Raw genomic sequence first — 22,812 nt, 5'->3', positions numbered from 1 at the left:
CAGTTCGTCATCCTGACGAAGGTCAGGATCTCGTGCCTCTTGCTATGCGCCAAGCGGCCTGAGATCCCAGCCTTCGCTGGGATGACGACATTATCTTTAAGCAAAAGTCTTGCCGAACGAGTCCAGCGCGGCCTTCAGCTTGCCCTTGGCATCGTCGCCCAGATCCTTGCTGTCGCGAATCGCGGTCAGCACGTCCGGGTGATCGTGGCGCAGATAGGCGAGCATCAGTTCTTCGTAACGGTTCACGTCCGACACCGGGATGCCGTCGAGATAGCCGTTGGTGCCGGCAAAGATCGACGCGGTCTGTTCTTCGAACGGCAGCGGCGAAAATTGCGCCTGCTTGAGCAATTCGGTCAGGCGCGCACCACGATTGAGCAGCTTCTGGGTCGAAGCGTCGAGGTCGGACCCGAACTGGGCGAAGGCCGCCATTTCGCGATATTGGGCCAGCTCCAGCTTGATCGAGCCGGACACCTTCTTCATCGCCTTGGTCTGCGCGGCGGAACCGACGCGCGACACCGAGAGGCCGACGTTGATGGCCGGGCGGATGCCCTGGTAGAAGAGGTTGGTTTCGAGGAAGATCTGGCCATCGGTGATCGAGATCACGTTGGTCGGAATATAGGCGGACACGTCGCCCGCCTGCGTTTCGATGATCGGCAGCGCGGTCAGCGAACCCGAACCGTTGGCGTCGTTCATCTTGGCCGCGCGCTCCAGCAGGCGGCTGTGCAGATAGAACACGTCGCCCGGATAGGCTTCGCGGCCCGGAGGACGACGCAGCAGCAGCGACATCTGGCGATAGGCGACGGCCTGCTTCGACAGATCGTCATAGACGATGACGGCGTGCATGCCGTTGTCGCGGAAATATTCGCCCATCGTCACGCCGGTATAGGGCGCGAGATACTGGAGCGGAGCGGGTTCCGAAGCGGTCGCGGCGACGACGATCGAATATTCCATCGCGCCATTTTCTTCGAGCTGCTTGACGATCTGGGCGACGGTGGAGCGCTTCTGGCCGATGGCGACATAGATGCAATAGAGCTTCTTGCTTTCGTCATCTCCCGCGTTCGCGGCCTTCTGGTTGATGAAGGTGTCGATCGCGACGGCGGTCTTGCCGGTCTGGCGATCGCCGATGATCAGCTCGCGCTGGCCACGGCCGACGGGGACGAGCGTGTCGATGGCCTTGAGGCCGGTCTGCACCGGTTCATGGACCGATGTGCGCGGGATGATGCCGGGCGCCTTGCGCTCGACGCGCATACGCTGGTCGGACACGATCGGACCCTTGCCGTCGATGGGATTGCCAAGGCCATCCACGACGCGGCCCAGCAGGCCCTTGCCGACCGGCACGTCGACGATGGTGCCGGTGCGCTTGACGGTGTCGCCTTCCTTGATCTCGCTGTCGGACCCGAAGATCACGACGCCGACATTGTCGGCTTCCAGGTTCAGCGCCATGCCCTGAATGCCGTTGGCGAACTCGACCATTTCGCCCGCCTGGACGTTGTCGAGGCCATGGACGCGGGCGATGCCGTCGCCGACGGTCAGCACGGAGCCGACTTCGCTGACCTGTGCTTCGGTGCCGAAACTGGCGATCTGGTCCTTGATGACCTTGGAAATTTCTGCGGCGTTGATATCCATGACTTAGCCTTTCATCGCCTGGGCGAGAGTGTTCAATCTTGTGCGGATGGAGCTGTCGATCATCTGGCTGCCGATCTTGACGACCAGCCCGCCCAGGATCGCAGGGTCGACCTTCGTATCGAGCGATACGTCACGGCCGACGCGGGCGCGCAGGCTCTTTTCCAGCGCGCCTGTCTGGGTCTTGCTCAGCGGATGGGCGCTGGTCACTTCGGCCCGCGCCACGCCCTTGTGATTCGACAACAGCGTTTCATAGGCGCGGATCACCGCGGGCAGCTGTGACAGGCGACGATTGGCCGCCAGCACGCCCAGGAATCTGGTGGTCAGCGGGTCCAGCCCCATAGATCCGGCGACGGCGGCGACCGTGCGCGCGGTTTCCTCGCGACCCAGCACCGGGCTGTTGATCAGCCCCTTGAATTCCGCCGATTCGGCGATGGCGCGCTTGAGCGCCGCCAGGCTTTGCGCAACCGTGTCGAGGCTCTTGCCGTCAAGGGCAAGGTCGAACAGGGCCACTGCGTATCGGCCGCTGAGGCTCGCCTGAATGCCGCTGGAAATCTCCACGCGCTTACCGTCCTCCAGTTTCATACCGGTCATGCTGATAGAGGGGCGCGACACTGGCCGTCCCCTCTTCTTCGGGGGCCGGTTAGCAGCGCGATTGTGACTATGCAAGCGGGCGGGCGCGATTCATTCGCGATGCTTTCGTCCCACCGCTTTCAAGGGTTTTCCAGAGAAACCTATCCCTTGGCCCGACGGAATATCAACCGCCCTCCTGCGGCGCCAGCCGACCCTTCTGGCAATGATGCACCAGCCGTTCGTTGGGCTGCGCCGGCAACAGCGCGCGGATGTCCGATTGCAGGCTGGCGATGGCGGTGCGCTGCGCCGGGTCGGTCGAACAGCCATCGGCCCCGGCCTGCGCCACCAGCGCGCGCAGCCTGGCCATCATTTCGCCGTCGGGCAGCCAGCGCTGAACCTTGAGCGTGCCGCTTGCCGGGTCGAACTGGCTCAGCGTCGCATAATGGCCCTGGCCGGGCACGTCGACGCGCTGCCATTGCGTGCCCAGTTCAAGATATTGCGTATCGCCATTGACGCAGCCGCCCTCGGCCCAGTGAAACGGCAGGTCGACCGGCTGCGACACGGTGACGCGGCTGCGGGCCATGTCGATGCGACAGATGTTGTCGCCTGCCCAGGCGTAGGCGCCGTTGGATGTCGTGCCATTGTCGATCGGCACCTGCACCTGCGCGTCGACGCTGTCGAAGCCGGGGCGCAGCACGAACATCGCCAGCGCCCCCAGCAGCAGCGCTCCGCCGCCGCCGATCGCCCACATCGCCTGCCGTTCCTTGCCCTGCGTATAGAACAGCCCGCCCGCGCCCAGCCCCAGCACAGCGAACGCCAACAGCACCGCCGCGCCCGCCATCGCATTTTCGCGCGCCGATATGACCTCGCGCTCGGCGGCGTCGCGCGCCTTGGTAAGGGCGGCGTTCTGGGCGTCGGTCCTTGCCCGCGTCGAATCCTCGGTCACCTGCGCCTCGCGCTGGGCCAGGGCCGCATCGGCCGCATCGGCCTCCGCCATCGACCGGCATGGCGCGACCGTGCGCAGCGCCGGCACGCCCGCCTGCCGCAGGAAGGATGCGACCTCGCGCCACGACACGGCGAAACCGAATTCGGCGTCATTGCCGTCCGATACCGAACCGAAGCTGTTGACGCCCAGCACCCGGCCGCAATCGTCGACCAGCGGCCCGCCGCTGTTGCCCGCCGCCAGCGGCGCCGTGTGCAATATCGTGTCGAAGCTGCGGCTGCTGCGCCCCGCCGACAAAGTGCCGCTGGTCTTCACCGTGCCCATCGGTTCGACCATCTGTTTGAGGCCCAGGCCCTGGGCGCGGTCGACAGTGCCCGGATAGCCGATGGCGGTCACATGCGCGCCGTCGCTCACGGCGCCTGCAAAAAAGGTGCTGACCGGCAGCGTCCCTTCCTCCAGCTGGATCAGCGCCAGGTCGTTGCCGGGCGAATAGGCGACGATGCGCCCGCCATGGGTCTTGGTGCCTTCCGACGGGATGACGCCGATGACCAGGTTCTTTTCCTCGCGCGCCAGTTCGACGACATGGGCGTTGGTCAATATCTTGTCGGGTGCGACGGCAAAGCCTGAACCATGGCCGACGAAATAGGCTTCGCTGCCGTCGGTCGCGACCAGCACGACGCGCACCACCCCGCGCGCGGCGGCGGCGATGTCCTGGCTTTCGGCGCGCGCCGATGCGATGCCGCCGATCAGCATGGAAAGAATGAAAAGGGAGCGGAGGAGCGCAGCCATGGGTTCGCGCCATCCTATGCTGGCGCGCGAAGCGTTAGGCAATAAGCTTTGACCGCAAGCGGCGGGAAGCATGGTGTTTGTTGTCGCGCTATCGGATAGTCATGAACCAGATGACCCGCCCAGCGACCACCTTGGATTCGGCCCCGGACTTGCGCCCGGTTCCAGCCGCGTCCCCGTCTCCAGCCGCGCGCATGCCCACAGATGACGCCTGCTGGGCCGCCTTCCTGGCGCGCGACCGGGCGATGGACGGGCAGTTTGTCGGCGCGGTGACTTCTACCGGCATCTATTGCAAGCCAAGCTGCGCCGCGCGCCATCCCCGGCGCGAAAATATGTGCTTCTACCCCGATTCGGCGGCGGCGCGGGCGGCGGGGTTCCGCGCCTGCCTGCGCTGCCGCCCGGACGAACAGGGGCGGGACGTGGCCGCGGTCGGAGCCGCGCTCGCGCTGATCGCGGCGGCTGATACGCCGCTCTCGCTCGACGCCATCGCCGCTCATGTCGGCTATGCCCCCCATCATTTCCACCGCCTGTTCAAGCGCGCGACCGGCCTGACCCCCGCCGCGCACGCCCGCGCCCTGCGCGCCGCCCGGCTGGCGAACGCGCTGGACAGCGGGGGAAGCGTTACCGATGCGATCTATGCGGCCGGCTATAACGCGCCCAGTCGCGCCTATGCCGACGCCGCGCGCCATCTGGGCATGACGCCCAGCGCCTGGCGCGATGGCGGCCGGGGCGTCACCATCCGCTATCGCGTCGCGCCCAGCAGCCTGGGACCGATACTGGTCGCCGCCACCGCAAAGGGCCTGGTGCGCATCGCCTTCGACGAGGGCGAGGCCGATTTGCGTCGCCGCTTTCCCCATGCCGACATCTTGCCCGCCGATCGGGCTCTGGACGTTCTGACCGATCAGGTCGTGGCGCTGGCCGAAACGCCCGCGCGTGGCGCCAGCCTGCCCATGGACGTGCAGGGCACCGCCTTCCAGCAGGCGGTGTGGAGCGCGCTGCGCGCTATCCCGCCCGGCGAAACGCGCACCTACAAGCAGGTCGCAGACGCCATCGGCAGACCGAGTGCGATCCGTGCGGCGGGCACGGCATGCGGCGACAATCCGCTGGCGCTGCTCGTCCCCTGCCACCGCGTGCTGCGCGCCGACGGGACGCTGGGCGGCTATGCCTGGGGGCTGGACCGCAAGGCGCGCCTGCTGGAGCGGGAACGCAAGGGTTAGAGCCGCACTGGTGTCTTTTTCGCTTCACCTGCTCGCCGCTTTGCGCCAGACCCGGACATGGAACGGCAGGGGGTTTCAATGCGACATATCATTCGCGCAGGCTGGCTCGCGCTGGCCGCCGGCCTGCTGCTGCCGGGCGCGGCGCGGGCGGAATGGCATCAGGTCAAAGCGCCGCACTTCACCGTCTATGGCGACGTGAGCGCGGACCAGCTCGAAACCTTCGCGACCAAGCTCGAAAAATTCGACTTCCTGCTGCGTACGGTCACCAAGACTCCCGACGAAAAGGTCGGCAATCCGGTGCGGGTGTTCCTGCTGTCCAGCGATGCCAAGGTGAAGGCGCTGGCCCGCAATCGCAACATCGACGGCTTTTACCGGACCAACGACCGCTTCGGCTATGCGGTGCTGTCGCGCGAGCGCAAGGCGCATCGATTCGATGTGGGCGCCGAGGACATCCTGTTCCACGAATATACGCATCATTTCATGCTGCACTATTTCCCCGCCGCCTATCCCGCCTGGTATGTGGAGGGGTTCGCCGAATTCTTCTCCGTCATCACATTTCCCAAGGACGGGTCAATCATATTTGGCAATGTTCCGATGGCCCGCGCGCCCACGCTGGTCACGTTGTCGATCTTTCCGCTGGCAGAGCTGTTCGCGCGCGAAACGGATGGGTTAAGCCTTGAGCAGGGCGACCGCTATTATGGCACCGCGTGGCTCGTAACCCACTATTTCGAGTATAATGATAAGCGCGGAGCGGAGTTCCAACGTTACCTGAAGGATATGGTGAGCGGCGTGTCCGGTGTCACGGTGGACGGCTATTTCGAGGGTGGCACGGCGGCACTGGAAAAGGAACTGCGCGCCTATATGAAGGCGCGAATGATGGTTTCGACGTTCAAGCCCACGCAAATGCCGGCTGTCGATGTCGCTGCCAGCGCGGTCGAGCCGGCGCGAGCCGCGCTGATGGAGGATGAATTGCGCCTCTATGCCGGCGTTCCCAGGGATGAACGCCCCGCGCTCGTCCAGTCGATCCGCGCCACCGCCGCCAAATTCCCCGCCAGCGCCCATGCCGCGGCGATATTGGCGGAGGCGGAATGGCTGATCGAGGACAAGGCGGCCGCGCTCGTCGCCGCCGACCGGGCGGTCGCTCTCGATGCGGCCTCGTCCGACGCCCAGGCGACGCGCGCTGAAATATTGCTCGACCGGGCGCATGACAGCGACAAGCCGGAGGACTGGAAGGCGGCGCTCACCGCCATCGTCCGCGCCAACCGCGCCGACACCGCAAATCCGGTGCCGCTTGCCCTGTACTACCGCTATCACGCGATGAAGGGCGGCCCAATGCCCGCGCTTGGCTATGACGGTTTGAACGGGGCGCTTCAGCTTTTGCCGCAAAACCCGACCTATCGATTCAACCTGGCGACCGCGCTGGCGACCAAGGGTGATTATGCCACGGCGTCGCGCCTGCTCGACCCGATCGCCTTTTCGCCGCATGCTTCGGACATGCGCGAGGCCGCGATCAGGATGAAGGCGGAATATGACGCGGTGGCGAAGGGAAAATAGGTCCCGCGTCAGGCGACCAGTTGCGGCAGGATGGCGTCGAGCAGCAACATCCCGCGCGGTTCGACCCGCAATCGTTCACTCCGCCGCTCGACCAGGCCCAGCGCGGACAGTTGTTCGACCCCCCGGTCGATGACCAGCCGTTCGACCGGAACGCCCGTTGCGGCGGCGATCCGGTCGAGATCGACACCCTCGCCCAGCCGCAGGCCCATCAGCAACGCCTCGCTGCCACGCTCCTCCGGAGTCAGCGGCTGCTCGCTCTGGATGCCGTGGCCGTTGCGGGTGAGGGCGCTCATCCAGTTTTCCGGCTTCTTGTGGCGCAATGTCGCCACCGCGCCGCGCCGGCCATGCGCGCCCGGCCCGATGCCCAGATAATCGCCATAGCGCCAATAGGTCAGGTTATGCCGGCTTTCCTGCCCCGGCCGGGCGTGGTTGCTGATTTCATAGGCGGGGATGCCCGCCGTGTCCGTCATCGCCTGCGTCAGTTCATACAGGGTCGCGCCATGATCGGGATCGGCGGGGGTCAGCTTGCCCTGCGCCACCAGCGTCGCAAAGCGCGTGCCCGGCTCGATCGTGAGCTGATAGAGCGAGAGATGGCCGGTGCCGAAGGACAAGGCGCGGGCGAGTTCCGCTTCCCAGGCCGCCTCGCTCTGGTCCGGGCGAGCGTAGATCAGGTCGAAGCTCACCCGCGCAAACGCTGCCTGCGCGGTCGCCAGCGCGGCCAGCCCTTCGTCCACATTATGGGCACGGCCCAGGAAATGCAGCGCGTCATTGTCGAGCGCCTGCAAGCCCAGCGACACGCGGTTGACCCCGGCGGCGGCAATATCGGCAAAGCGCGCTGCTTCGACCGAATTGGGGTTGGCCTCCAGCGTGATTTCAATGTCCGGGGTGAAGCCCCAGTGGCGCTGCGCGGCGGCGATCAGGGTTTCGACCAGCGCCGGGGGCATCAGCGATGGCGTGCCGCCGCCAAAGAAGATGGAGGAGAGCGGCCGTCCGCCCGCCTGCGCGCCGGTCAGTTGCGCCTCATGCGCCATGTCCGCCAGCAGCGCGCTTTCCCAGGCCGCTGTGTCGATCCGGTCACGCACATGACTGTTAAAATCGCAATAGGGACATTTGGATACGCAAAAGGGCCAGTGAATATATAGGGCTTGGGCGTCGGTGCGGGCCGGCGACATTTCGGGGGTATGGAACGACATGGCTGGGGGCGGCCCTAAACCGATTCTGCGCGCGGGGCTATGGGCTGCGTCGCTGTTTGCGAGCGGGGCGCAGGCGGCGTCGGACGGCGCGCCGGGCAGCAAGGCGGCGGTGATCGCGCCTGCCGCCGTGCCGACCGCGGCGGTCATGCCCGCTTCCCATTATGGCATGGCGGAGCCCGCCCGCGGCGAGCGGCTGTTGCGCGCTGCGATGCTGGACGCGCATAATGGCGAGCGCGCGCTGGTCGGCGTCGCGCCGCTGGAATGGGACGAGGCGCTGGCGGCGGACGCGGCGCGCCATGCCGCCGATATGGCGCGGACCGGCGCGTTCCGGCACAGCCCGCGCGGCAGCCGGGCGATTCCCAGCGGCGAAAATCTGTGGATGGGGCCGCGCCGCCTCTATGGCTATGACGTCATGATCGGCGCTTTTGCGGACGAGAAAAGGCTGTTTCGGGCCGACGGCAAACTGCCGGACCTGAGCACCAGCGGGCGCTGGCAGGATGTCGGCCATTATAGCCAGATGATCTGGCGCGGCACCCGCAAGGTCGGCTGCGCACTGGGGGAAGGCGCGAACTACGACTATCTCGTATGCCGCTACTTTCCCGCGGGCAATGCGTTCGGGCAAGGGCCGCTGGATGGGGCCGCAACGCCGATCGAGCTGGCGAGCGGCGGCCGGTAATTTCTCCCCGGCAAGGACAGAGCTATCCCATATGCAACTGCCCGCTCCTTGATCGTCATGCTGAAATAAATTCAGGATGACATTGTAGGGATGGCAAAAGTCCTATGAGATTCCCCTGTCGGCACGGGGAGGAAGGAGCCAGTCAAAAAACCGCCGCTACCAGCTTCCTGAACGCATCGGCGCGGTGGCTCATCGCGTGTTTCTTCTCCGGGTCCATTTCGCCGAAGCTGATATCGAACCCAAGCGGCACGAACATCGGGTCATAGCCAAAGCCCCTGTCCCCACGCGGCGGCCAGACCAGCGTGCCGTCGACCCGGCCCTCGAACGCTTCGACATGGCCGTCGGGCCAGGCGAGCGCCAGAGCGCAGATGAAATGGGCGTCATGGCCGGCGTCCGGGCCTTTGGCGGTTACCCCGTCCCATACTTTCTGCATGGCGAGAGTGAAATCCTTGCCCGGCCCGGCCCAGCGCGCCGAAAACAGTCCCGGATCGCCGCCCAGCGCCTCGACGCACAGGCCGCTGTCATCGGCCAGCGCGGGCAGGCCGGACAGGTCGGCGGCCTGCAACGCCTTCAGTTCCGCATTGGCGATGAAGGTGGTGCCGGTTTCCTCCGGTTCGGGCAGGTCGAGCGACGCGGCGGAGATCGGCTCGATGCCATAAGGGCCAAGCAGCGCGGCGATTTCGCGCACCTTGCCCGCATTATGGCTGGCGATCACCAGCTTGCCGGGGGTCAGCTTGCGGATCGCCTGTTCCTGTCCGAAATCGTCTGACATGCGGGCATTATCTCCGTTCGCTTCGAGCTTGTCGAGAAGCGGATTTGCGAAATGGGTTCTCGACAGGCTCGAACCGGACGGGGTTGAATTACCGCCCGGTCGCCGCATCCTGCGCCGCGAAGATCTTCGCGCAGCCGATGCGCGCCAGGCGCAGCAGGCGCAGCAGTTCTTCCTCGTCATAGGCCGCGCCCTCGGCGGTGGCCTGGACTTCGGCGAACTTGCCGTCGCCGGTCAGAATCAGGTTGGCGTCGGTTTCGGCATTGCTGTCCTCGGCATAGTCGAGGTCGAGGACCGGCGTGCCTTCATAGATGCCGCAGCTGATCGCCGCGACCTTCTGGATGATCGGGTCTTCCTTGAGCGCGCCGGACGCCAGCAGCTTGTCCACCGCGATGCGCAGCGCGACCCACGAGCCGGAGATCGCCGCCGTGCGGGTGCCGCCATCGGCCTGGATGACGTCGCAATCGATCACGATCTGGCGCTCGCCCAGCTTCTTCATGTCCACCACGGTGCGCAAGCTGCGACCGATCAGGCGCTGGATTTCCTGGGTGCGGCCCGACTGCTTGCCCTTGGCGGCCTCCCGGCTGCCGCGCGTATGGGTGGCGCGGGGCAGCATCCCATATTCCGCCGTGACCCAGCCTGATCCCTTGCCGCGCAGAAAGGGCGGCACCTTTTCCTCGACCGATGCGGTGCACAGCACGCGGGTGTCGCCAAAGCTGACCAGGCAGCTGCCTTCGGCATGAATGGTGAAACCGGGTTCCATTGTGATATCGCGCATTTGATCGGGCGCGCGGCCTGAGGGACGCATATATATTATTCTCCGAAGCGTTAAGCGCGCGGGCTTAGCGCCGCGTGGGCGCAGAGGCGACAAAAAAAGGACGGACAGGCGATGTTGGCGGGAAAGCGGATGTGGGTTGGGGCGGCGGTGTTGATGCTCGGGGCGTGCGCAAGTGCCGGGGGGGATGTCGTGACGTCCCGGCCGGGGACCCCCGGCGATACGATAAGCATCGCGGCCGGACCCTGCTTCGGCGTCTGTCCAAGCTATAGCGTCACCGTGACGCCGGACGGATCGGGCCTGCTCGAACCGCGCAAAAATACGGCTGTGCCCGGCCCCACGCGCTTTACCGTCACCGCCGCGCAATATCGCAGGCTGAGGGCCGCGCTCGCGCCGTTCCGACCGGCGACGGGCACGGCCAAGCGGATCGGCGGCAAGGAACATTGCACGCGCTTCGCTACCGACATGCCGACCTACAAGATCGCGTGGGACCAGGCCGGGGCAAGCAGGACGCAACTGGATTTCCAGTCGGGCTGCCAGGATGCGCGCTATGCCAGGCTGCGCGCGGCGCTGGTTGCGACGCCGCGGACGCTCGACATCGCACCGATGCTCAAGGCGCGTCCCTGAAGCGTCACGGCACCGGCGCTTCCGATTGACTCGTGGGCCGCTTTCGCTATGGCGCTGCAACATCGGGACCATCCGCTTTTGACCGCCGGTTGATACGCTTCCCGTCGCCTCCCCCGCAGAGCAAGGGGAGGGGATGGCATTGCGTCTCCCCCCATAGCCGCGCGGCCGGGGCACATGCGAGGAGACGCACGACTTATGACCGCCATCGGACAGGATACGCTGGGCACACGCGACACTTTGAATGTCGGGGGCAAGGACATTGCCTATTATTCGCTGAAAAAGGCGGCGGCGAAGCTCGGCGACGTGTCAAAGCTGCCTTTCTCGATGAAGGTGCTGCTCGAAAACCTGCTCCGCTTCGAAGATGGCGTCACCGTCACCACCGATGACATCCAGGCGATCGTCGACTGGCAGAAGGACAGGGGCAAGGCCGAGCGCGAGATCCAGTATCGCCCCGCCCGCGTGCTGTTGCAGGATTTCACCGGCGTGCCTTGCGTCGTCGACCTCGCCGCGATGCGCGACGCGATGAACGCGCTGGGCGCCGACGCCAGCAAGATCAACCCGCAGGTGCCCGTCCACCTCGTCATCGACCATTCGGTCATGGTCGACGAATTCGGCACGCCCAAGGCGTTCGAACAGAATGTGGAAATCGAATATCAGCGCAATATGGAGCGCTACGACTTCCTCAAATGGGGCAGCAAGTCGCTCGCCAATTTCTACGCCGTGCCGCCGGGCACCGGCATCTGCCATCAGGTGAACCTGGAAAATATCGCGCAGGCCGTGTGGTCGAGCGAAGCGCCGGACGGTACGCTCGTCGCCTATCCCGACACCTGCGTCGGCACCGACAGCCACACCACGATGATCAACGGCCTGGGCGTTCTGGGCTGGGGCGTGGGCGGCATCGAGGCTGAGGCGGCGATGCTGGGCCAGCCCGTGTCCATGCTGATCCCCGAAGTCGTGGGCTTCAAGCTGGTCGGCGAGATGATGGAAGGCGTCACCGCCACCGATCTCGTGCTGACCGCTACGCAGATGCTGCGCGCCAAGGGCGTGGTCGGCCGCTTCGTCGAATATTTCGGCCCCGGCCTTGCCTCGCTCAGCCTCGCCGATCGCGCCACGCTCGCCAACATGGCGCCCGAATATGGCGCGACCTGCGGCTTCTTCGGCATCGACGACAAGACGCTCGACTATATGCGCCTGACCGGCCGCACCGACGAGAATATCGCGCTGGTCGAAGCCTATGCCAAGGAGCAGGGCTTCTGGATCGACCCGGCGCTCGACCCGGTCTTCACCGACACGCTGGAACTGGACCTGGCCACCGTCGTTCCCAGCCTTGCCGGTCCCAAGCGCCCGCAGGACCGCGTGTCGCTGCCGGAAGTCGATGACGTGTTCAATGCCGACATGGCCAATGTCTACAAGAAGGCGCAGCAGCGCGTTCCGGTCGAGGGCAAGGATTTCGACATCGGCGACGGCGACGTCACCATCGCCGCGATCACCAGCTGCACCAACACGTCGAACCCCGGCGTTCTGGTCGCCGCCGGCCTCGTCGCCAAGAAGGCGAACGAACTGGGTTTGAAGCCCAAGCCCTGGGTCAAGACCTCGCTTGCCCCCGGCAGCCAGGTCGTCACCGACTATCTGGAACGCGCCGGTCTCCAGTCGCATCTGGACGCCGTCGGCTTCAATCTGGTGGGCTATGGTTGCACCACCTGCATCGGCAACTCCGGTCCGCTGGCGCCCGCGATCAGCGCGGCGATCAACGAAAACGGCCTGGTCGCCGCCGCCGTCATCTCCGGCAACCGCAATTTCGAAGGCCGCGTGTCGCCTGACGTGCGCGCCAACTTCCTGGCCTCGCCCCCGCTGGTCGTCGCCTATGCGCTCAAGGGCACGGTGATCGAGGATTTCATCACCACGCCGATCGGCGTCAGCACCGCGGGCAACGATGTTTACCTCAAGGACATCTGGCCCACCAACCTTGAAGTCGCCACGACCATGGCCGGCTGCATGGACCGCGCGATGTTCCAGGCGCGCTACGCCAATGTCTACAAGGGCGATGCCCACTGGCAGGCGATCGACGTGACCGGATCGGACACCTATAGCTGGCGCGCCGGTTCCACCTATGTCGCCAACCCGCCCTATTTCGAAGGGCTGAGCATGACCCCGGCGCCGGTCCACGACATCATCGAAGCCAAGCCGCTGGCGATCTTCGGCGATTCGATCACGACCGACCACATCTCGCCGGCCGGTTCGATCAAGGCGTCCAGCCCGGCGGGCAAGTGGCTGTCCGAACATCAGGTCGCCCAGGCCGACTTCAACAGTTACGGCGCGCGCCGTGGCCATCATGAAGTCATGATGCGCGGCACCTTCGCCAATATCCGCATCAAGAACCTGATGCTGGACGGCGTCGAAGGCGGCATGACCCGCTATGAAGGCGAAGTCCTGCCGATCTACGACGCGGCGATGAAGCACAAGGCGGACGGCACGCCGCTGGTCGTCATCGGCGGCAAGGAATATGGCACCGGATCGTCGCGCGACTGGGCGGCCAAGGGCACCAACCTGCTCGGCGTCCGCTCGGTCATCGTCGAAAGCTTCGAGCGTATCCACCGTTCGAACCTGGTCGGCATGGGCGTACTGCCGCTTCAGTTCAAGAATGGCGAGAGCAGGGATTCGCTCGGACTGACGGGCGACGAGACCTTCACCATCCAGAATGTCGCTGGCCTGAAGCCGCGCCAGGACGTCGACGTGATCGTCAAGCGCGCCGACGGATCGACCTTCACCTTCACCGCGCTCTGCCGGATCGACACGATCAACGAGCTGGAATATTTCCTGAACGGCGGCATCCTGCAATATGTCCTGCGCAAGCTCGCGGCCTGATCGCTGATTGCGCATCCCCGGATCGAAAGGCCCCCTCCGCAAGGAGGGGGTCTTTTTTCGATGTGCCGTTTCGGCATCGTCCATGCGGATATGCCGCGAATGACAGTCTCTGACTTGAAGGGGTGTGGCCAATGATCGATCTGCTCGTGGAAATCGTCGGCTGGATCGGCGCGGTGCTGGTGCTGAGCGCCTATGTCCTCGTTTCGGCGGGCCGTCTGTCGGGCAATTCTCCCGCGTTTCAGGGGATGAACGCGGTGGGGGCGGCCTTCTTCGTGGTCAATACCTGGTGGCATGGCGCTATCCCCTCGATGGTGCTCAATATCGTGTGGAGCGCGATCGGCCTCGCCGCCCTGTGGCGGATAGCGCGACGCAGGCGGGCATAGCGGGCATATCGCCCGCCCAAGTTCAACTCACTGGCGCGGCGCGGCGGCGGATCATAGAAGCAGGGCGAAGACCATCGCAAGGCCCCGCCATTTTCGCATCATGAAAACTGCCCTCATCGTCCGCCATGTCCCCCGCGAAGGCGCCGCCGGCTTCCTTCAGCCGATCGAGGCGGCGGGCTATCATATCGAACGGGTCGATGTGGCGGGCACCGATTTTCCCGAGGTGGATCTGTCAGAGCCAGACCTGCTGATCATGATGGGCGGGCCGATGGGCGTCTATGAAGCCGATATCCATCCCTGGATACCGGTGCAGATCGACAAGCTTTCCACCCGCATCGCGAAAAACCGGCCCACGCTGGGCGTATGCCTTGGCAGCCAGATGATCGCGGCGGCGCTGGGCGCGCGGGTCTATCCCGGCGGCACGACCGAACTGGGCTTTGCGCCGGTGACGCTGAACGAATCCGGTGCGGCTTCCCCGCTGCGCCATCTGGCCGGCGTCCCGGTGCTCCACTGGCATGGCGATACGTTCGACCTGCCCGATGGGGTCGAGCGGCTGGCGTCCACGCCCGCCTACGCCAACCAGGCGTTTCGGCGCGGCCGCAATCTGCTGGCGCTGCAATTTCACGCCGAAATGGGCGAAGACCCGCGATTTGAAGAATGGCTGACCCATTTCTGGGCCGATCTGGATTGCGCCGGCGCGTGCCGCCATGCGCTGCGCGCCGATCATGCCCGGCACGGACCGGGCGCGGTCGCCGCCGGGCGCGCGATGATCGGCGAATGGCTGGGGGCGCTTGACAGCTAGCGCATGAGCCTGACCCGATCGCAATCGGATCATGCTCCTTTGCCTTTGTCTGCCCCATCGTCCAGGCCGGCCGACGATGCCGCCTGCTAGAACTCGATATCGAGTTCTTCCATTTCTTCAGGTTCGGCCAGCGCCGCTTCCATCCATTCGGCCATCAGGTCCCAGTCGGCGATGGTATTGCAATAGGCGGCGGCGACCGGCGACATCGGCACGGCATAGGTCAGGAACCGCTGGGCGACCGGCGCGAACATGGCGTCCGCGACGGTCGGCTTCGCCCCGAACAGATAGGGGCCGCCATAATTGACCAGGCATTCGCCCCAGATCGCCTCGACCCGTTCGATATCGGGCTTGGCGCCTGAAAAGATCGGGAATTTCTCGTGCCGCACGCGCAGGTTCATCGGCAGCGCCGATCGCAGGTTGGCGAAGCCCGAATGAATTTCGCCCGACACCGACCGGCAATGCGCGCGGACGATACGGTCGTCGGGATACATGCCGGCGCCCGGATACATCTCATGCAGATATTCGGCGATGGCCAGCGTGTCCCACACGCTTGCGCCTTCATGATCGAGCCGCGGGACCAGCACCGACGGAGTCAGCAGCAGCAGTTCCGCGCGATTTTCCGGGTCGTCGAGCGCCACCATGCGTTCGATGACCCGCAGGCCCGCCAATCGGCACAACAGCCATCCCCGCAATGACCAGGAGGAGTAATTTTTGCTCGACAGGCTTAACTCGGCGGTTGCCATATACCCTCTCCATGCAAAGACGCTTGCTTTCGCACATGATGCGGCGCAGCATAGAACGCAATAAGCAGCATCGGCACAAGCCCGAATCGCTGCCAGAACGAAAAAGGTTTGTTGGACAAGATGCAGTTGCTCTACAGCGGCTATCAGGCGTGGACCGACATGTTGACGCCAGCCAGGATCGCCGCCCGCATGGCGCTTCAGATGCGGAACGGCATGGGACCCGTGGCCGATTGGGCAATGCCTCGGCGGATGTTCGCGCTGATGGACGTGTTCCAGGGCGCGGAATTGACGCACGTCCGGCCCGCATATGACATTCACACGGTGCTGTGCGGCAATGCCGAGGTGGCCGTGCGCGAGGAAGTGCTGCTGGACCTGCCCTTTGGCGGCCTGCTGCACTTTGCCAAGGACGATGTGGAAACGCCCCAGCCGCGCGTTCTGGTCGTCGCCCCCATGTCGGGCCATTTCGCGACCTTGCTGCGCAGCACGGTGCAGACGTTGCTGCGCGACCATGACGTGTACATCACCGACTGGAAGAATGCCCGCGATGTTCCGGCCAGCGCGGGACGGTTCGGGTTCGAGGATTATGTGGACTATGTGATCCGCTTTTTCCAGAATATGGGGCCGGGCGCGCATCTATTGTCGGTGTGCCAGCCTTGCGTTCCCGCGCTGGCGGCCGTTGCGGTCATGTCAGAGGATAACGACCCGGCGACGCCCCGATCCATGACGCTGATGGGCGGGCCGATCGATACCCGCGCGGCGCCCACGGTGGTCAATGAACTGGCCAATGAAAAGTCGATCGAATGGTTCGAAAAGAACCTGATATCGACGGTGCCGATGCGCTATCCCGGCGCGGGTCGCCAGGTTTATCCCGGTTTTCTCCAGCTATCGGCCTTCATGGCGATGAACTTGGAGCGGCATGGCGCCCAGCATCGCGAACTGTACCAGTTGCTGGCCGACGGCAAGACGGTCGAAGCCGACCATATCAAATCCTTTTACGAGGAATATTTCGCGGTCCTCGACATGACCAAGGAATTTTATCTCGAAACCGTCGATCGGGTGTTTCAGCGGACCCTGCTCGCGCGGGGCGAGCTGATGCACCGGGGCCGGCTGGTCAATCCGGGCGCGATCCGCAAGACCGCGTTGCTCACCGTAGAGGGGGAAAGGGACGATATTTGCGCGGTGGGCCAGACGGCGGCCGCACATCTGCTGTGCACCGGCCTGCGCCCGCATCTCAAACGGCACCATCTGCAACCGGGCGTTGGCCATTATGGCGTCTTTTCCGGCAGGAAATGGGAAAATCAGGTCTATCCCCAGGTGCGCAACATGATCCTGGCGGTCAACTGACGCATCCTGCGGGGCGGGGAGCGATCGCCGCCGCCCCCTCCGTGGTCAGCCCAATATGTCGCGGATCTTGCGGAAAAAGCCGCTGGTCTGCGGGCATTCCTCGCCGGTTTCGGTCGCGCGGAAGGCTTCGAGCAGGTCGCGCTGCTTGGCGGTCAGCCGCGTCGGCGTCTCGACCTCGATCTGCACCACCATGTCGCCATGGCCGCGCCCGTTGAGCACGGGCATGCCCGCCCCGCGCTGGCGCAGCTGCTTGCCCGACTGGATGCCGGCGGGAATCGTGATTTCGTGACGCTGCCCGTCCAGCCCCGGTACGTCGATGATGCCGCCCAGCGCTGCGGTTGTGAAGCTGACCGGCGCGCGACAGAACAGGTTGGTTCCTTCGCGTTCGAAAAGGGCATGCCGCTTTACGTGCAGGAAAATATAAAGGTCGCCCGCCGGCGCGCCGCGCGCCCCCGCTTCCCCTTCGCCCGACAGGCGGATGCGCGTTCCGTCATCGACCCCGGCGGGGATATTGACCGACAATGTCTTGCGCTTGTCGACCCGGCCTTCGCCGCGGCATGAACGGCACGGGCTGTCGATCACCTGGCCTGCGCCCTGGCATGACGGGCAGGTGCGTTCGACCACGAAAAAGCCCTGCTGCGCCCGCACCTGGCCATGCCCGTGGCAGGTGCCGCAGGTCTTGACCCCGGTGCCCGGCTGCGCGCCGGACCCGTCGCAGCTGTCGCATGGCGCCGACACTTCGATGTCGATTTCCGTCGCCTTGCCGTGATAGGCCTCGTCCAGCCCGATTTCCATGTCGTAGCGCAGGTCCGCGCCACGCCGTTGCGACTGCCGCTGGCCGCCGCCGCCAAAGCCGCCCTGGCCGAATATCGTTTCGAATATGTCGCCAAGGTCCGAAAAGCCGCCCGCGCCGCCGCGCCCGCCCGCGCCCGGCCCGCCATTCTGGAAAGCGGCGTGACCGAACCGGTCATAGGCCGCTCGCTTCTGCGGGTCCTTCAGGCATTCATAGGCATGCGACACGGCCTTGAACTTGGCCTCGCTGTCGGTGCAACCCCCGGTCTTGTCCGGGTGATATTTCATCGCCAGCTTGCGGTAGGCGCTCTTGAGAGTCGCGGCGTCGGCCGTGCGCTCCACCTCAAGCAGTTCGTAGAAGTCGGTTTCGGTCGTCATGTCGCCCCTGCCGCGCGAACGGCTCCCGACCTCGCTCGGGGCGAACGGCGGCAACAGCTACCATATCCGTCCGGTGCAAGCGAGGTCGAGAGCGGTGTCATCGCGCGTTACGCCTTGTTGTCGTCCACTTCGGAAAATTCGGCATCGACGACATCGTCGTCGGCCTTGGGCGCGTCGCCGCCCGGAGCGGCTGCCGCCTGTTCCTTCTCGTAGATCGCCTGGCCAAGCTTCATCGCGACCGTGGCAAGCTCCTGCGCCTTGGCCTGCATCGCTTCGGCATCGCCGCCTTCGATTGCCGCCTTTGTATCGGCGATCGCGGTTTCGATCTCGGACTTCAGCCCGGCGTCGATCTTGTCGCCATGCTCGGCAATCTGCTGCTCGGTCGTGTGGACCAGGCTTTCGGCGTTGTTCTTGGCTTCCGCCGCCGCCCGCCGCTTCTTGTCGTCTTCGGCGAAGCGTTCGGCGTCCTTGACCATCTGGTCGATGTCGGCGTCCGACAGGCCGCCCGACGCCTGGATGCGGATCTGCTGTTCCTTGCCGGTGCCCTTGTCCTTGGCCGACACGTTGACCAGGCCGTTGGCGTCGATGTCGAACGTGACTTCGATCTGCGGCACGCCGCGCGGGGCGGGGGGAATGCCGATCAGGTCGAACTGGCCGAGCAGCTTGTTGTCCGCTGCCATTTCCCGTTCGCCCTGGAACACGCGGATGGTCACCGCCTGCTGATTGTCGTCGGCGGTCGAATAGGTCTGCGACTTTTTCGCCGGGATCGTGGTGTTGCGGTCGATCATGCGCGTGAACACGCCGCCCAGCGTTTCGATGCCCAGGCTCAGCGGCGTCACGTCGAGCAGCAGCACGTCCTTGACGTCGCCCTGCAACACGCCGGCCTGGATCGCCGCGCCCATGGCGACGACTTCATCGGGGTTGACGCCGGTGTGCGGCTCCTTGCCGAAGAAGTCCTTCACCGCCTCGCGCACCTTGGGCATGCGGGTCATGCCGCCCACCAGCACCACTTCGCTGATGTCGCTCGCGCTGACGCCGGCGTCGGCCAGCGCCTTCTTGCACGGCTCCATCGTCCGCTTGATCAGGTCCGCGACCAGCCGCTCCAGATCCGACCGGGTGATGGTCTTGACCAGATGCTTGGGGCCGTTCTGATCGGCGGTGATGAAGGGCAGGTTGACTTCGGTCGATTGCGCCGAAGACAGCTCGATCTTGGCTTTCTCGGCGGCTTCCTTCAGCCGCTGGAGCGCCAGCTTGTCCTTGGTCAGGTCGATGCTTTCGGCCTTCTTGAAATCGTCGGCCAGGAACTGCACCAGCTTGGCGTCGAAATCCTCGCCGCCCAGGAAGGTGTCGCCGTTGGTCGACTTCACTTCGAACACGCCGTCGCCGATTTCCAGGATCGAAATGTCGAAGGTGCCGCCGCCAAGGTCATAGACCGCGATGGTCTTGCCGTCCTGCTTGTCCAACCCGTATGCCAGCGCCGCCGCGGTCGGCTCGTTGATGATGCGCAGCACTTCAAGGCCGGCGATCTGGCCGGCATCCTTGGTCGCCTGACGCTGGGCGTCGTTGAAATAGGCGGGCACGGTGATGACCGCCTGGGTGACGGTTTCGCCCAGATAGCTCTCGGCGGTTTCCTTCATCTTTTGCAGGATGAAGGCGGAAATCTGCGCGGGGCTGTAATCCTGGCCTCCGGCGCGAACCCAGGCGTCGCCATTGGGGCCCTTGGCAATGTCATAGGGGACGAGTTCCATGTCCTTCTTGGTCATGGGATCGTCAAAACGGCGGCCGATCAGGCGCTTTACCGCGAAAATCGTGTTGTCGCCGTTGGTAACCGCCTGGCGCTTGGCCGGCTGGCCGATCAGTCGCTCGCCATCTTTCGCGAAGGCGACGATGGAAGGCGTCGTGCGCGCGCCTTCCGCATTTTCGATGACCTTGGGCTTGCCGCCGTCCATCACGGCGACGCAGCTGTTGGTGGTGCCAAGGTCGATACCGATAACTTTTGCCATTTTCTGCCTCTTAAACCCCAAATCATATTTCAGCGGTTGACGGCCCCATACCTCACGAAAGCGCCAAGGCAAGGCCGTTTGCTAGGCGGATATAGGCGCGCTTCGCCTTGGCACAAGGATCGTGTGCGATTAGCATGGAACCAAATTGAGACGACACAGACACAGGAGCCTTGCCATGCGCGCGCCGATCCCCACCCTTTCCTTGCTGGCGCCGCTGTTGCTGGTGGCGTGCGGCGATCCCGCGCCCACTTATGTCGACCAGGCCTGGGTGCGCGTCAGCCCCAACAAGGACAGCCCTTCGGCGGGCTATTTCACCGCCCACGCCGGCGAAACGGCCGTCACCCTGCGCGGCGTGCTGACCGATCGCGCGCTGCGGGTGGAAATGCACGAGAGCGTGAACGAGGGCGGGGTCATGAAGATGAAGCCGATCGACAGCGTCGACATCCCGGCCAAGGGCAAGGTCGTCTTCGCGCCGGGGGGCAAGCATATCATGCTGTGGGGGGTCAATCCCGATGCGGTGGCACAGGGCAAGATGCCGCTGACCTTCCTGTTTTCCAACGGCGACCGAATCATCGTCGATGCCGTCGTGCAAAAGCCCGGCGCGGCCGCTGCGGCGGGCGGTGGCCCGGCGAACGAGCATGAGGGCCATTGAAGGGTCGCGCGCTCACGGCCGATGAGGTCGCGCTCGCCGCCACGATGTTCGGGCAGGCGATCGCCTATGATGCGGTTCGCGTCCACAACCGCAAATACTGGCCGTTCCAGCCGCGCCGGGTGACGATGGCCCCGGACGGCCACCTGTGGTTTCATCCCGCAGGCGGCCTGTTCTGCGACGATTTTTGCGCCGCGCCGCTCCACCTCCAGGGCCACTTCATCCATGAAATGACTCATGTGTGGCAGGCCCAGCGCGGCGGCCGCTATTTCCTTCCGCTGATGCGCCATCCCTTTTGCCGCTATGGCTATGATATCGTGCCGGGCCGGCCCTTTGTCCGCTATGGCCTGGAGCAGCAGGCCGAAATCGTCCGTCACGCCTTCCTGCTGCGACAGGGCGGGGCCGTGCCGGGCAAGCCGCCGCTGGCGGTCTATGAGGCGTTGCTGCCGTTCGGGTAGATCAGGCTTCGGGCCGCGTCCATATCCATGTGCCGCCGCCGACCGCTGCCGCGACGGGCGCCAGGAACCAGGGGAAAGGCACGGCGATCAACGCGACCGCGGCGCTGAACCCGAACGCCGCCAGCGCCGCTGTCTTGCCGCGCCGGCTGATCGCGCCGCGTTCCCGCCAGCGTCGGATATGCGGGCCGAAATGGGCATGGTCGAGCAGCTTCGCTTCCAGCGCCGGGCTGGAGCGCGCGAAGCAGAAGGCCGCCAGAATGACGAACGGCACCGTCGGCAACAGCGGCAGGAACACGCCCAGCGCGCCCAGCCCCAGCGCCAGCAGCCCCGCCAGAAGGTACAGGCTTCGCGCCATCAGGCGGCCGGCAGCCGCAGCCGCACCAGCAGCCCGCCCAGATCCTCGCTTTCCTCCAGCGTCACCGTGCCGCCATAGATTTCGGCCACGTCGCGAACGATGGCGAGGCCAAGGCCGGTGCCGGGCTTGCCCGAATCGAGCCGCGCGCCGCGATCGAAGATGCGCTCGCGCTCTTCGGGCGGGATGCCCATACCGTCATCCTCGACCACTATCTCGACCATCCCGTCGGCGCGCCCGACCGTGGTGAACACGCTGCCGCCGCCATATTTGGCCGCATTCTCGATGATGTTGCCCAGCAGTTCGTCCAGATCCTGCCGCTCGACCCGCACGGCCGCGCCATGGTCGCCATCCATGTCGATGCGGGCATCGGGATAGAGCCGGCGCACCGCCCGCTCGACCGCTTCCAGGCTGGGCCATACCGCCGCCCGGCTCTGTGCCGCGCCGCGCCGGCCCACGGCGCGGGCGCGGGCGAGGTGATGGTCGACCTGCCGCCGCATCGTCGTCGCCTCGCGGATCACCGCGTCGCCAAGGTCGGGCGCCTTCGCGGTGGCGGCGTTCATGATCACCGTCAGCGGCGTCTTGAGCGCGTGGGCAAGGTTGCCGGCATGGGTGCGCGCTTCTTCCGCCTGCCGCTCGTTATGGGCGAGCAGGGCATTGAGTTCCTCGACCATCGGCAGCACTTCGGACGGCATCGGGTCGGTGACGCGGTTCTTTTCGCCGCTGCGCATCCGCACGATTTCCAGGCGCACCCGGCGCAGCGGCCGCAGCCCGTAAATGGTCTGGAGCGTGACCAGCACCATCAGCCCCAGCGCCAGCAGCGCGAAGCTCTGGAACAGGGTAGAGCGCAGCGTCCTGATCTGGGCATCGAGGCCCGAACGCGCCTGCGCGACCATGAACATCCAGCGCTTGTCCGACCCCGGCAGGACGACCGAGCGCTCCATGATGCGCAGGTCCTCGCCCGGAAACTGCTTGCTGTCATAGATATGGAAACTGCGGTCGGCATGGCCAGGTTCCACCTTGAGCGCACGGTCCCACAGCGACCGCGAGCGCCAGTCCTCATGCCCCGGCGCGCTGACCTGGTAATAAAGCCCGCTATTTGGCTCCAGGAACCGCTGGTCGGCGAGCGGCCGGTTGAACAGCACCTCGCCGTCCGGGCCGATTTCGGCGGCCGCGATCATCGCGGTCAGCACATAGTTCATGCCGCCGTCGAAATTGCGCGTGATCGCATCGGTCAGCACCCGGTCGAGCGCGACGCCGCCGCCCAGCAGCAGCAGGCTGATCCACAGCGCGGCGATGCCGATCAT

Annotated in this window: 21 protein-coding genes; 10 read left to right on the top strand and 11 right to left on the bottom strand. The window is 65.4% G+C overall.

Annotated features, from left to right (window positions below):
- Positions 1–96: 96 nt before the first annotated feature.
- From atpA to WG908_RS02375, 3 genes are all read right to left on the bottom strand, one after another.
- Positions 97–1,626: a F0F1 ATP synthase subunit alpha gene (gene atpA, locus WG908_RS02385; protein WP_340184931.1), complete on the bottom strand. Its 1,530-nt coding sequence runs from the start codon at positions 1,624–1,626 to the stop codon at positions 97–99.
- Positions 1,627–1,629: 3 nt separating this feature from the next.
- Complete coding sequence (locus WG908_RS02380; RefSeq protein ID WP_340184994.1) at positions 1,630–2,184, bottom strand: F0F1 ATP synthase subunit delta; 555 nt, start codon at positions 2,182–2,184, stop codon at positions 1,630–1,632.
- Between the two features lie 196 nt (positions 2,185–2,380).
- Positions 2,381–3,928 carry a S1C family serine protease gene (locus WG908_RS02375; RefSeq protein ID WP_340184930.1) on the bottom strand — a complete coding sequence of 516 codons (1,548 nt, stop codon included), beginning with the start codon at positions 3,926–3,928 and terminating at the stop codon, positions 2,381–2,383.
- A 101-nt stretch (positions 3,929–4,029) separates the two neighbouring features.
- Between WG908_RS02375 and ada the strand changes: the two genes are divergently transcribed.
- On the top strand, positions 4,030–5,142 hold the full coding sequence (gene ada, locus WG908_RS02370; protein WP_445326646.1) for a bifunctional DNA-binding transcriptional regulator/O6-methylguanine-DNA methyltransferase Ada: 1,113 nt from the start codon (positions 4,030–4,032) through the stop codon (positions 5,140–5,142).
- Between the two features lie 78 nt (positions 5,143–5,220).
- A complete protein-coding gene (locus WG908_RS02365) occupies positions 5,221–6,696 on the top strand; it encodes a tetratricopeptide repeat protein (protein WP_340184928.1) in 1,476 nt (491 codons plus the stop codon).
- An 8-nt stretch (positions 6,697–6,704) separates the two neighbouring features.
- Here the strand turns inward: WG908_RS02365 and hemW are convergent, their stop codons facing one another.
- Positions 6,705–7,889: a radical SAM family heme chaperone HemW gene (gene hemW / locus WG908_RS02360; protein ID WP_340184927.1), complete on the bottom strand. Its 1,185-nt coding sequence runs from the start codon at positions 7,887–7,889 to the stop codon at positions 6,705–6,707.
- Between hemW and WG908_RS02355 the strand changes: the two genes are divergently transcribed.
- Entirely contained in the window at positions 7,888–8,565 is a 678-nt protein-coding gene (locus tag WG908_RS02355; protein ID WP_340184926.1) for a CAP domain-containing protein, read from the top strand. The two genes, hemW and WG908_RS02355, sit on opposite strands and share 2 nt — an antisense overlap.
- Positions 8,566–8,707: 142 nt before the next feature.
- On the opposite strand, the gene rdgB is transcribed toward WG908_RS02355, so the two are convergent.
- Entirely contained in the window at positions 8,708–9,337 is a 630-nt protein-coding gene (gene rdgB / locus WG908_RS02350) for an RdgB/HAM1 family non-canonical purine NTP pyrophosphatase (protein WP_340184925.1), read from the bottom strand.
- A gap of 88 nt (positions 9,338–9,425) precedes the next feature.
- Positions 9,426–10,142 (bottom strand): ribonuclease PH, encoded by a 717-nt coding sequence (gene rph, locus WG908_RS02345; protein ID WP_340184924.1) that lies wholly within the window; start codon positions 10,140–10,142, stop codon positions 9,426–9,428.
- Between the two features lie 159 nt (positions 10,143–10,301).
- On the opposite strand from rph, the gene WG908_RS02340 reads away from it, so the two are divergent.
- From WG908_RS02340 to WG908_RS02325, 4 genes are all read left to right on the top strand, one after another.
- Positions 10,302–10,736 carry a DUF6438 domain-containing protein gene (locus WG908_RS02340; protein WP_340184923.1) on the top strand — a complete coding sequence of 145 codons (435 nt, stop codon included), beginning with the start codon at positions 10,302–10,304 and terminating at the stop codon, positions 10,734–10,736.
- A gap of 195 nt (positions 10,737–10,931) precedes the next feature.
- The gene (gene acnA, locus WG908_RS02335) at positions 10,932–13,601 is read left to right on the top strand and encodes an aconitate hydratase AcnA (RefSeq protein WP_340184922.1); all 2,670 of its coding nucleotides are present in this window, start codon (positions 10,932–10,934) and stop codon (positions 13,599–13,601) included.
- Between the two features lie 131 nt (positions 13,602–13,732).
- Positions 13,733–13,984 (top strand): CBU_0592 family membrane protein, encoded by a 252-nt coding sequence (locus WG908_RS02330; RefSeq protein WP_340184921.1) that lies wholly within the window; start codon positions 13,733–13,735, stop codon positions 13,982–13,984.
- Between the two features lie 100 nt (positions 13,985–14,084).
- Entirely contained in the window at positions 14,085–14,786 is a 702-nt protein-coding gene (locus WG908_RS02325) for a glutamine amidotransferase (protein WP_340184920.1), read from the top strand.
- An 86-nt stretch (positions 14,787–14,872) separates the two neighbouring features.
- On the opposite strand, the gene WG908_RS02320 is transcribed toward WG908_RS02325, so the two are convergent.
- On the bottom strand, positions 14,873–15,529 hold the full coding sequence (locus tag WG908_RS02320; RefSeq protein WP_340184919.1) for a glutathione S-transferase family protein: 657 nt from the start codon (positions 15,527–15,529) through the stop codon (positions 14,873–14,875).
- 120 nt (positions 15,530–15,649) lie between these two features.
- Between WG908_RS02320 and WG908_RS02315 the strand changes: the two genes are divergently transcribed.
- A complete protein-coding gene (locus WG908_RS02315; protein ID WP_340184993.1) occupies positions 15,650–16,873 on the top strand; it encodes a polyhydroxyalkanoate depolymerase in 1,224 nt (407 codons plus the stop codon).
- 45 nt (positions 16,874–16,918) lie between these two features.
- Here WG908_RS02315 and dnaJ read toward each other — a convergent pair whose 3' ends face one another.
- Together dnaJ and dnaK are read right to left on the bottom strand one after the other, a co-directional pair.
- Entirely contained in the window at positions 16,919–18,043 is a 1,125-nt protein-coding gene (dnaJ, locus tag WG908_RS02310) for a molecular chaperone DnaJ (protein ID WP_340184918.1), read from the bottom strand.
- 107 nt (positions 18,044–18,150) lie between these two features.
- Positions 18,151–20,046, bottom strand: a complete 1,896-nt coding sequence (gene dnaK / locus WG908_RS02305; RefSeq protein WP_340184917.1) for a molecular chaperone DnaK — start codon at positions 20,044–20,046, stop codon at positions 18,151–18,153.
- 175 nt (positions 20,047–20,221) lie between these two features.
- Here dnaK and WG908_RS02300 point away from each other — a divergent pair, with 175 nt between their 5' ends.
- Positions 20,222–20,698: a copper chaperone PCu(A)C gene (locus WG908_RS02300; protein ID WP_340184916.1), complete on the top strand. Its 477-nt coding sequence runs from the start codon at positions 20,222–20,224 to the stop codon at positions 20,696–20,698.
- Positions 20,695–21,153, top strand: a complete 459-nt coding sequence (locus tag WG908_RS02295) for a vgr related protein (RefSeq protein ID WP_340184915.1) — start codon at positions 20,695–20,697, stop codon at positions 21,151–21,153. The genes WG908_RS02300 and WG908_RS02295 overlap by 4 nt, the downstream gene beginning before the upstream one ends.
- Before the next feature lies 1 nt (position 21,154).
- Here the strand turns inward: WG908_RS02295 and WG908_RS02290 are convergent, their stop codons facing one another.
- Complete coding sequence (locus WG908_RS02290; RefSeq protein ID WP_340184914.1) at positions 21,155–21,508, bottom strand: YbaN family protein; 354 nt, start codon at positions 21,506–21,508, stop codon at positions 21,155–21,157.
- Positions 21,508–22,812, bottom strand: coding sequence for a sensor histidine kinase (locus WG908_RS02285; RefSeq protein ID WP_340184992.1), 1,305 nt, complete (start codon positions 22,810–22,812; stop codon positions 21,508–21,510). Before WG908_RS02285 ends, WG908_RS02290 begins: the two co-directional genes overlap by 1 nt.

This window comes from Sphingobium anseongense, assembly GCF_037725245.1.
GTDB lineage: Bacteria > Pseudomonadota > Alphaproteobacteria > Sphingomonadales > Sphingomonadaceae > Sphingobium.
This window is presented reverse-complemented; position numbering and strand designations above follow the sequence as displayed.

Excerpts from the sequence above, each read along its gene's own strand:
- atpA (WP_340184931.1), bottom strand. The coding sequence starts at position 1,626 with ATGGATATCAACGCCGCAGAAATTTCCAAGGTCATCAAGGACCAGATC.
- WG908_RS02375 (WP_340184930.1), bottom strand. The coding sequence starts at position 3,928 with ATGGCTGCGCTCCTCCGCTCCCTTTTCATTCTTTCCATGCTGATCGGC.
- ada (WP_445326646.1), top strand. The coding sequence starts at position 4,030 with ATGAACCAGATGACCCGCCCAGCGACCACCTTGGATTCGGCCCCGGAC.
- WG908_RS02365 (WP_340184928.1), top strand. The coding sequence starts at position 5,221 with ATGCGACATATCATTCGCGCAGGCTGGCTCGCGCTGGCCGCCGGCCTG.
- WG908_RS02355 (WP_340184926.1), top strand. The coding sequence starts at position 7,888 with ATGGCTGGGGGCGGCCCTAAACCGATTCTGCGCGCGGGGCTATGGGCT.
- hemW (WP_340184927.1), bottom strand. The coding sequence starts at position 7,889 with ATGTCGTTCCATACCCCCGAAATGTCGCCGGCCCGCACCGACGCCCAA.
- rdgB (WP_340184925.1), bottom strand. The coding sequence starts at position 9,337 with ATGTCAGACGATTTCGGACAGGAACAGGCGATCCGCAAGCTGACCCCC.
- rph (WP_340184924.1), bottom strand. The coding sequence starts at position 10,142 with ATGCGTCCCTCAGGCCGCGCGCCCGATCAAATGCGCGATATCACAATG.
- acnA (WP_340184922.1), top strand. The coding sequence starts at position 10,932 with ATGACCGCCATCGGACAGGATACGCTGGGCACACGCGACACTTTGAAT.
- WG908_RS02330 (WP_340184921.1), top strand. The coding sequence starts at position 13,733 with ATGATCGATCTGCTCGTGGAAATCGTCGGCTGGATCGGCGCGGTGCTG.
- WG908_RS02325 (WP_340184920.1), top strand. The coding sequence starts at position 14,085 with ATGAAAACTGCCCTCATCGTCCGCCATGTCCCCCGCGAAGGCGCCGCC.
- WG908_RS02320 (WP_340184919.1), bottom strand. The coding sequence starts at position 15,529 with ATGGCAACCGCCGAGTTAAGCCTGTCGAGCAAAAATTACTCCTCCTGG.
- WG908_RS02315 (WP_340184993.1), top strand. The coding sequence starts at position 15,650 with ATGCAGTTGCTCTACAGCGGCTATCAGGCGTGGACCGACATGTTGACG.
- dnaJ (WP_340184918.1), bottom strand. The coding sequence starts at position 18,043 with ATGACGACCGAAACCGACTTCTACGAACTGCTTGAGGTGGAGCGCACG.
- dnaK (WP_340184917.1), bottom strand. The coding sequence starts at position 20,046 with ATGGCAAAAGTTATCGGTATCGACCTTGGCACCACCAACAGCTGCGTC.
- WG908_RS02300 (WP_340184916.1), top strand. The coding sequence starts at position 20,222 with ATGCGCGCGCCGATCCCCACCCTTTCCTTGCTGGCGCCGCTGTTGCTG.
- WG908_RS02290 (WP_340184914.1), bottom strand. The coding sequence starts at position 21,508 with ATGGCGCGAAGCCTGTACCTTCTGGCGGGGCTGCTGGCGCTGGGGCTG.
- WG908_RS02285 (WP_340184992.1), bottom strand. The coding sequence starts at position 22,812 with ATGATCGGCATCGCCGCGCTGTGGATCAGCCTGCTGCTGCTGGGCGGC.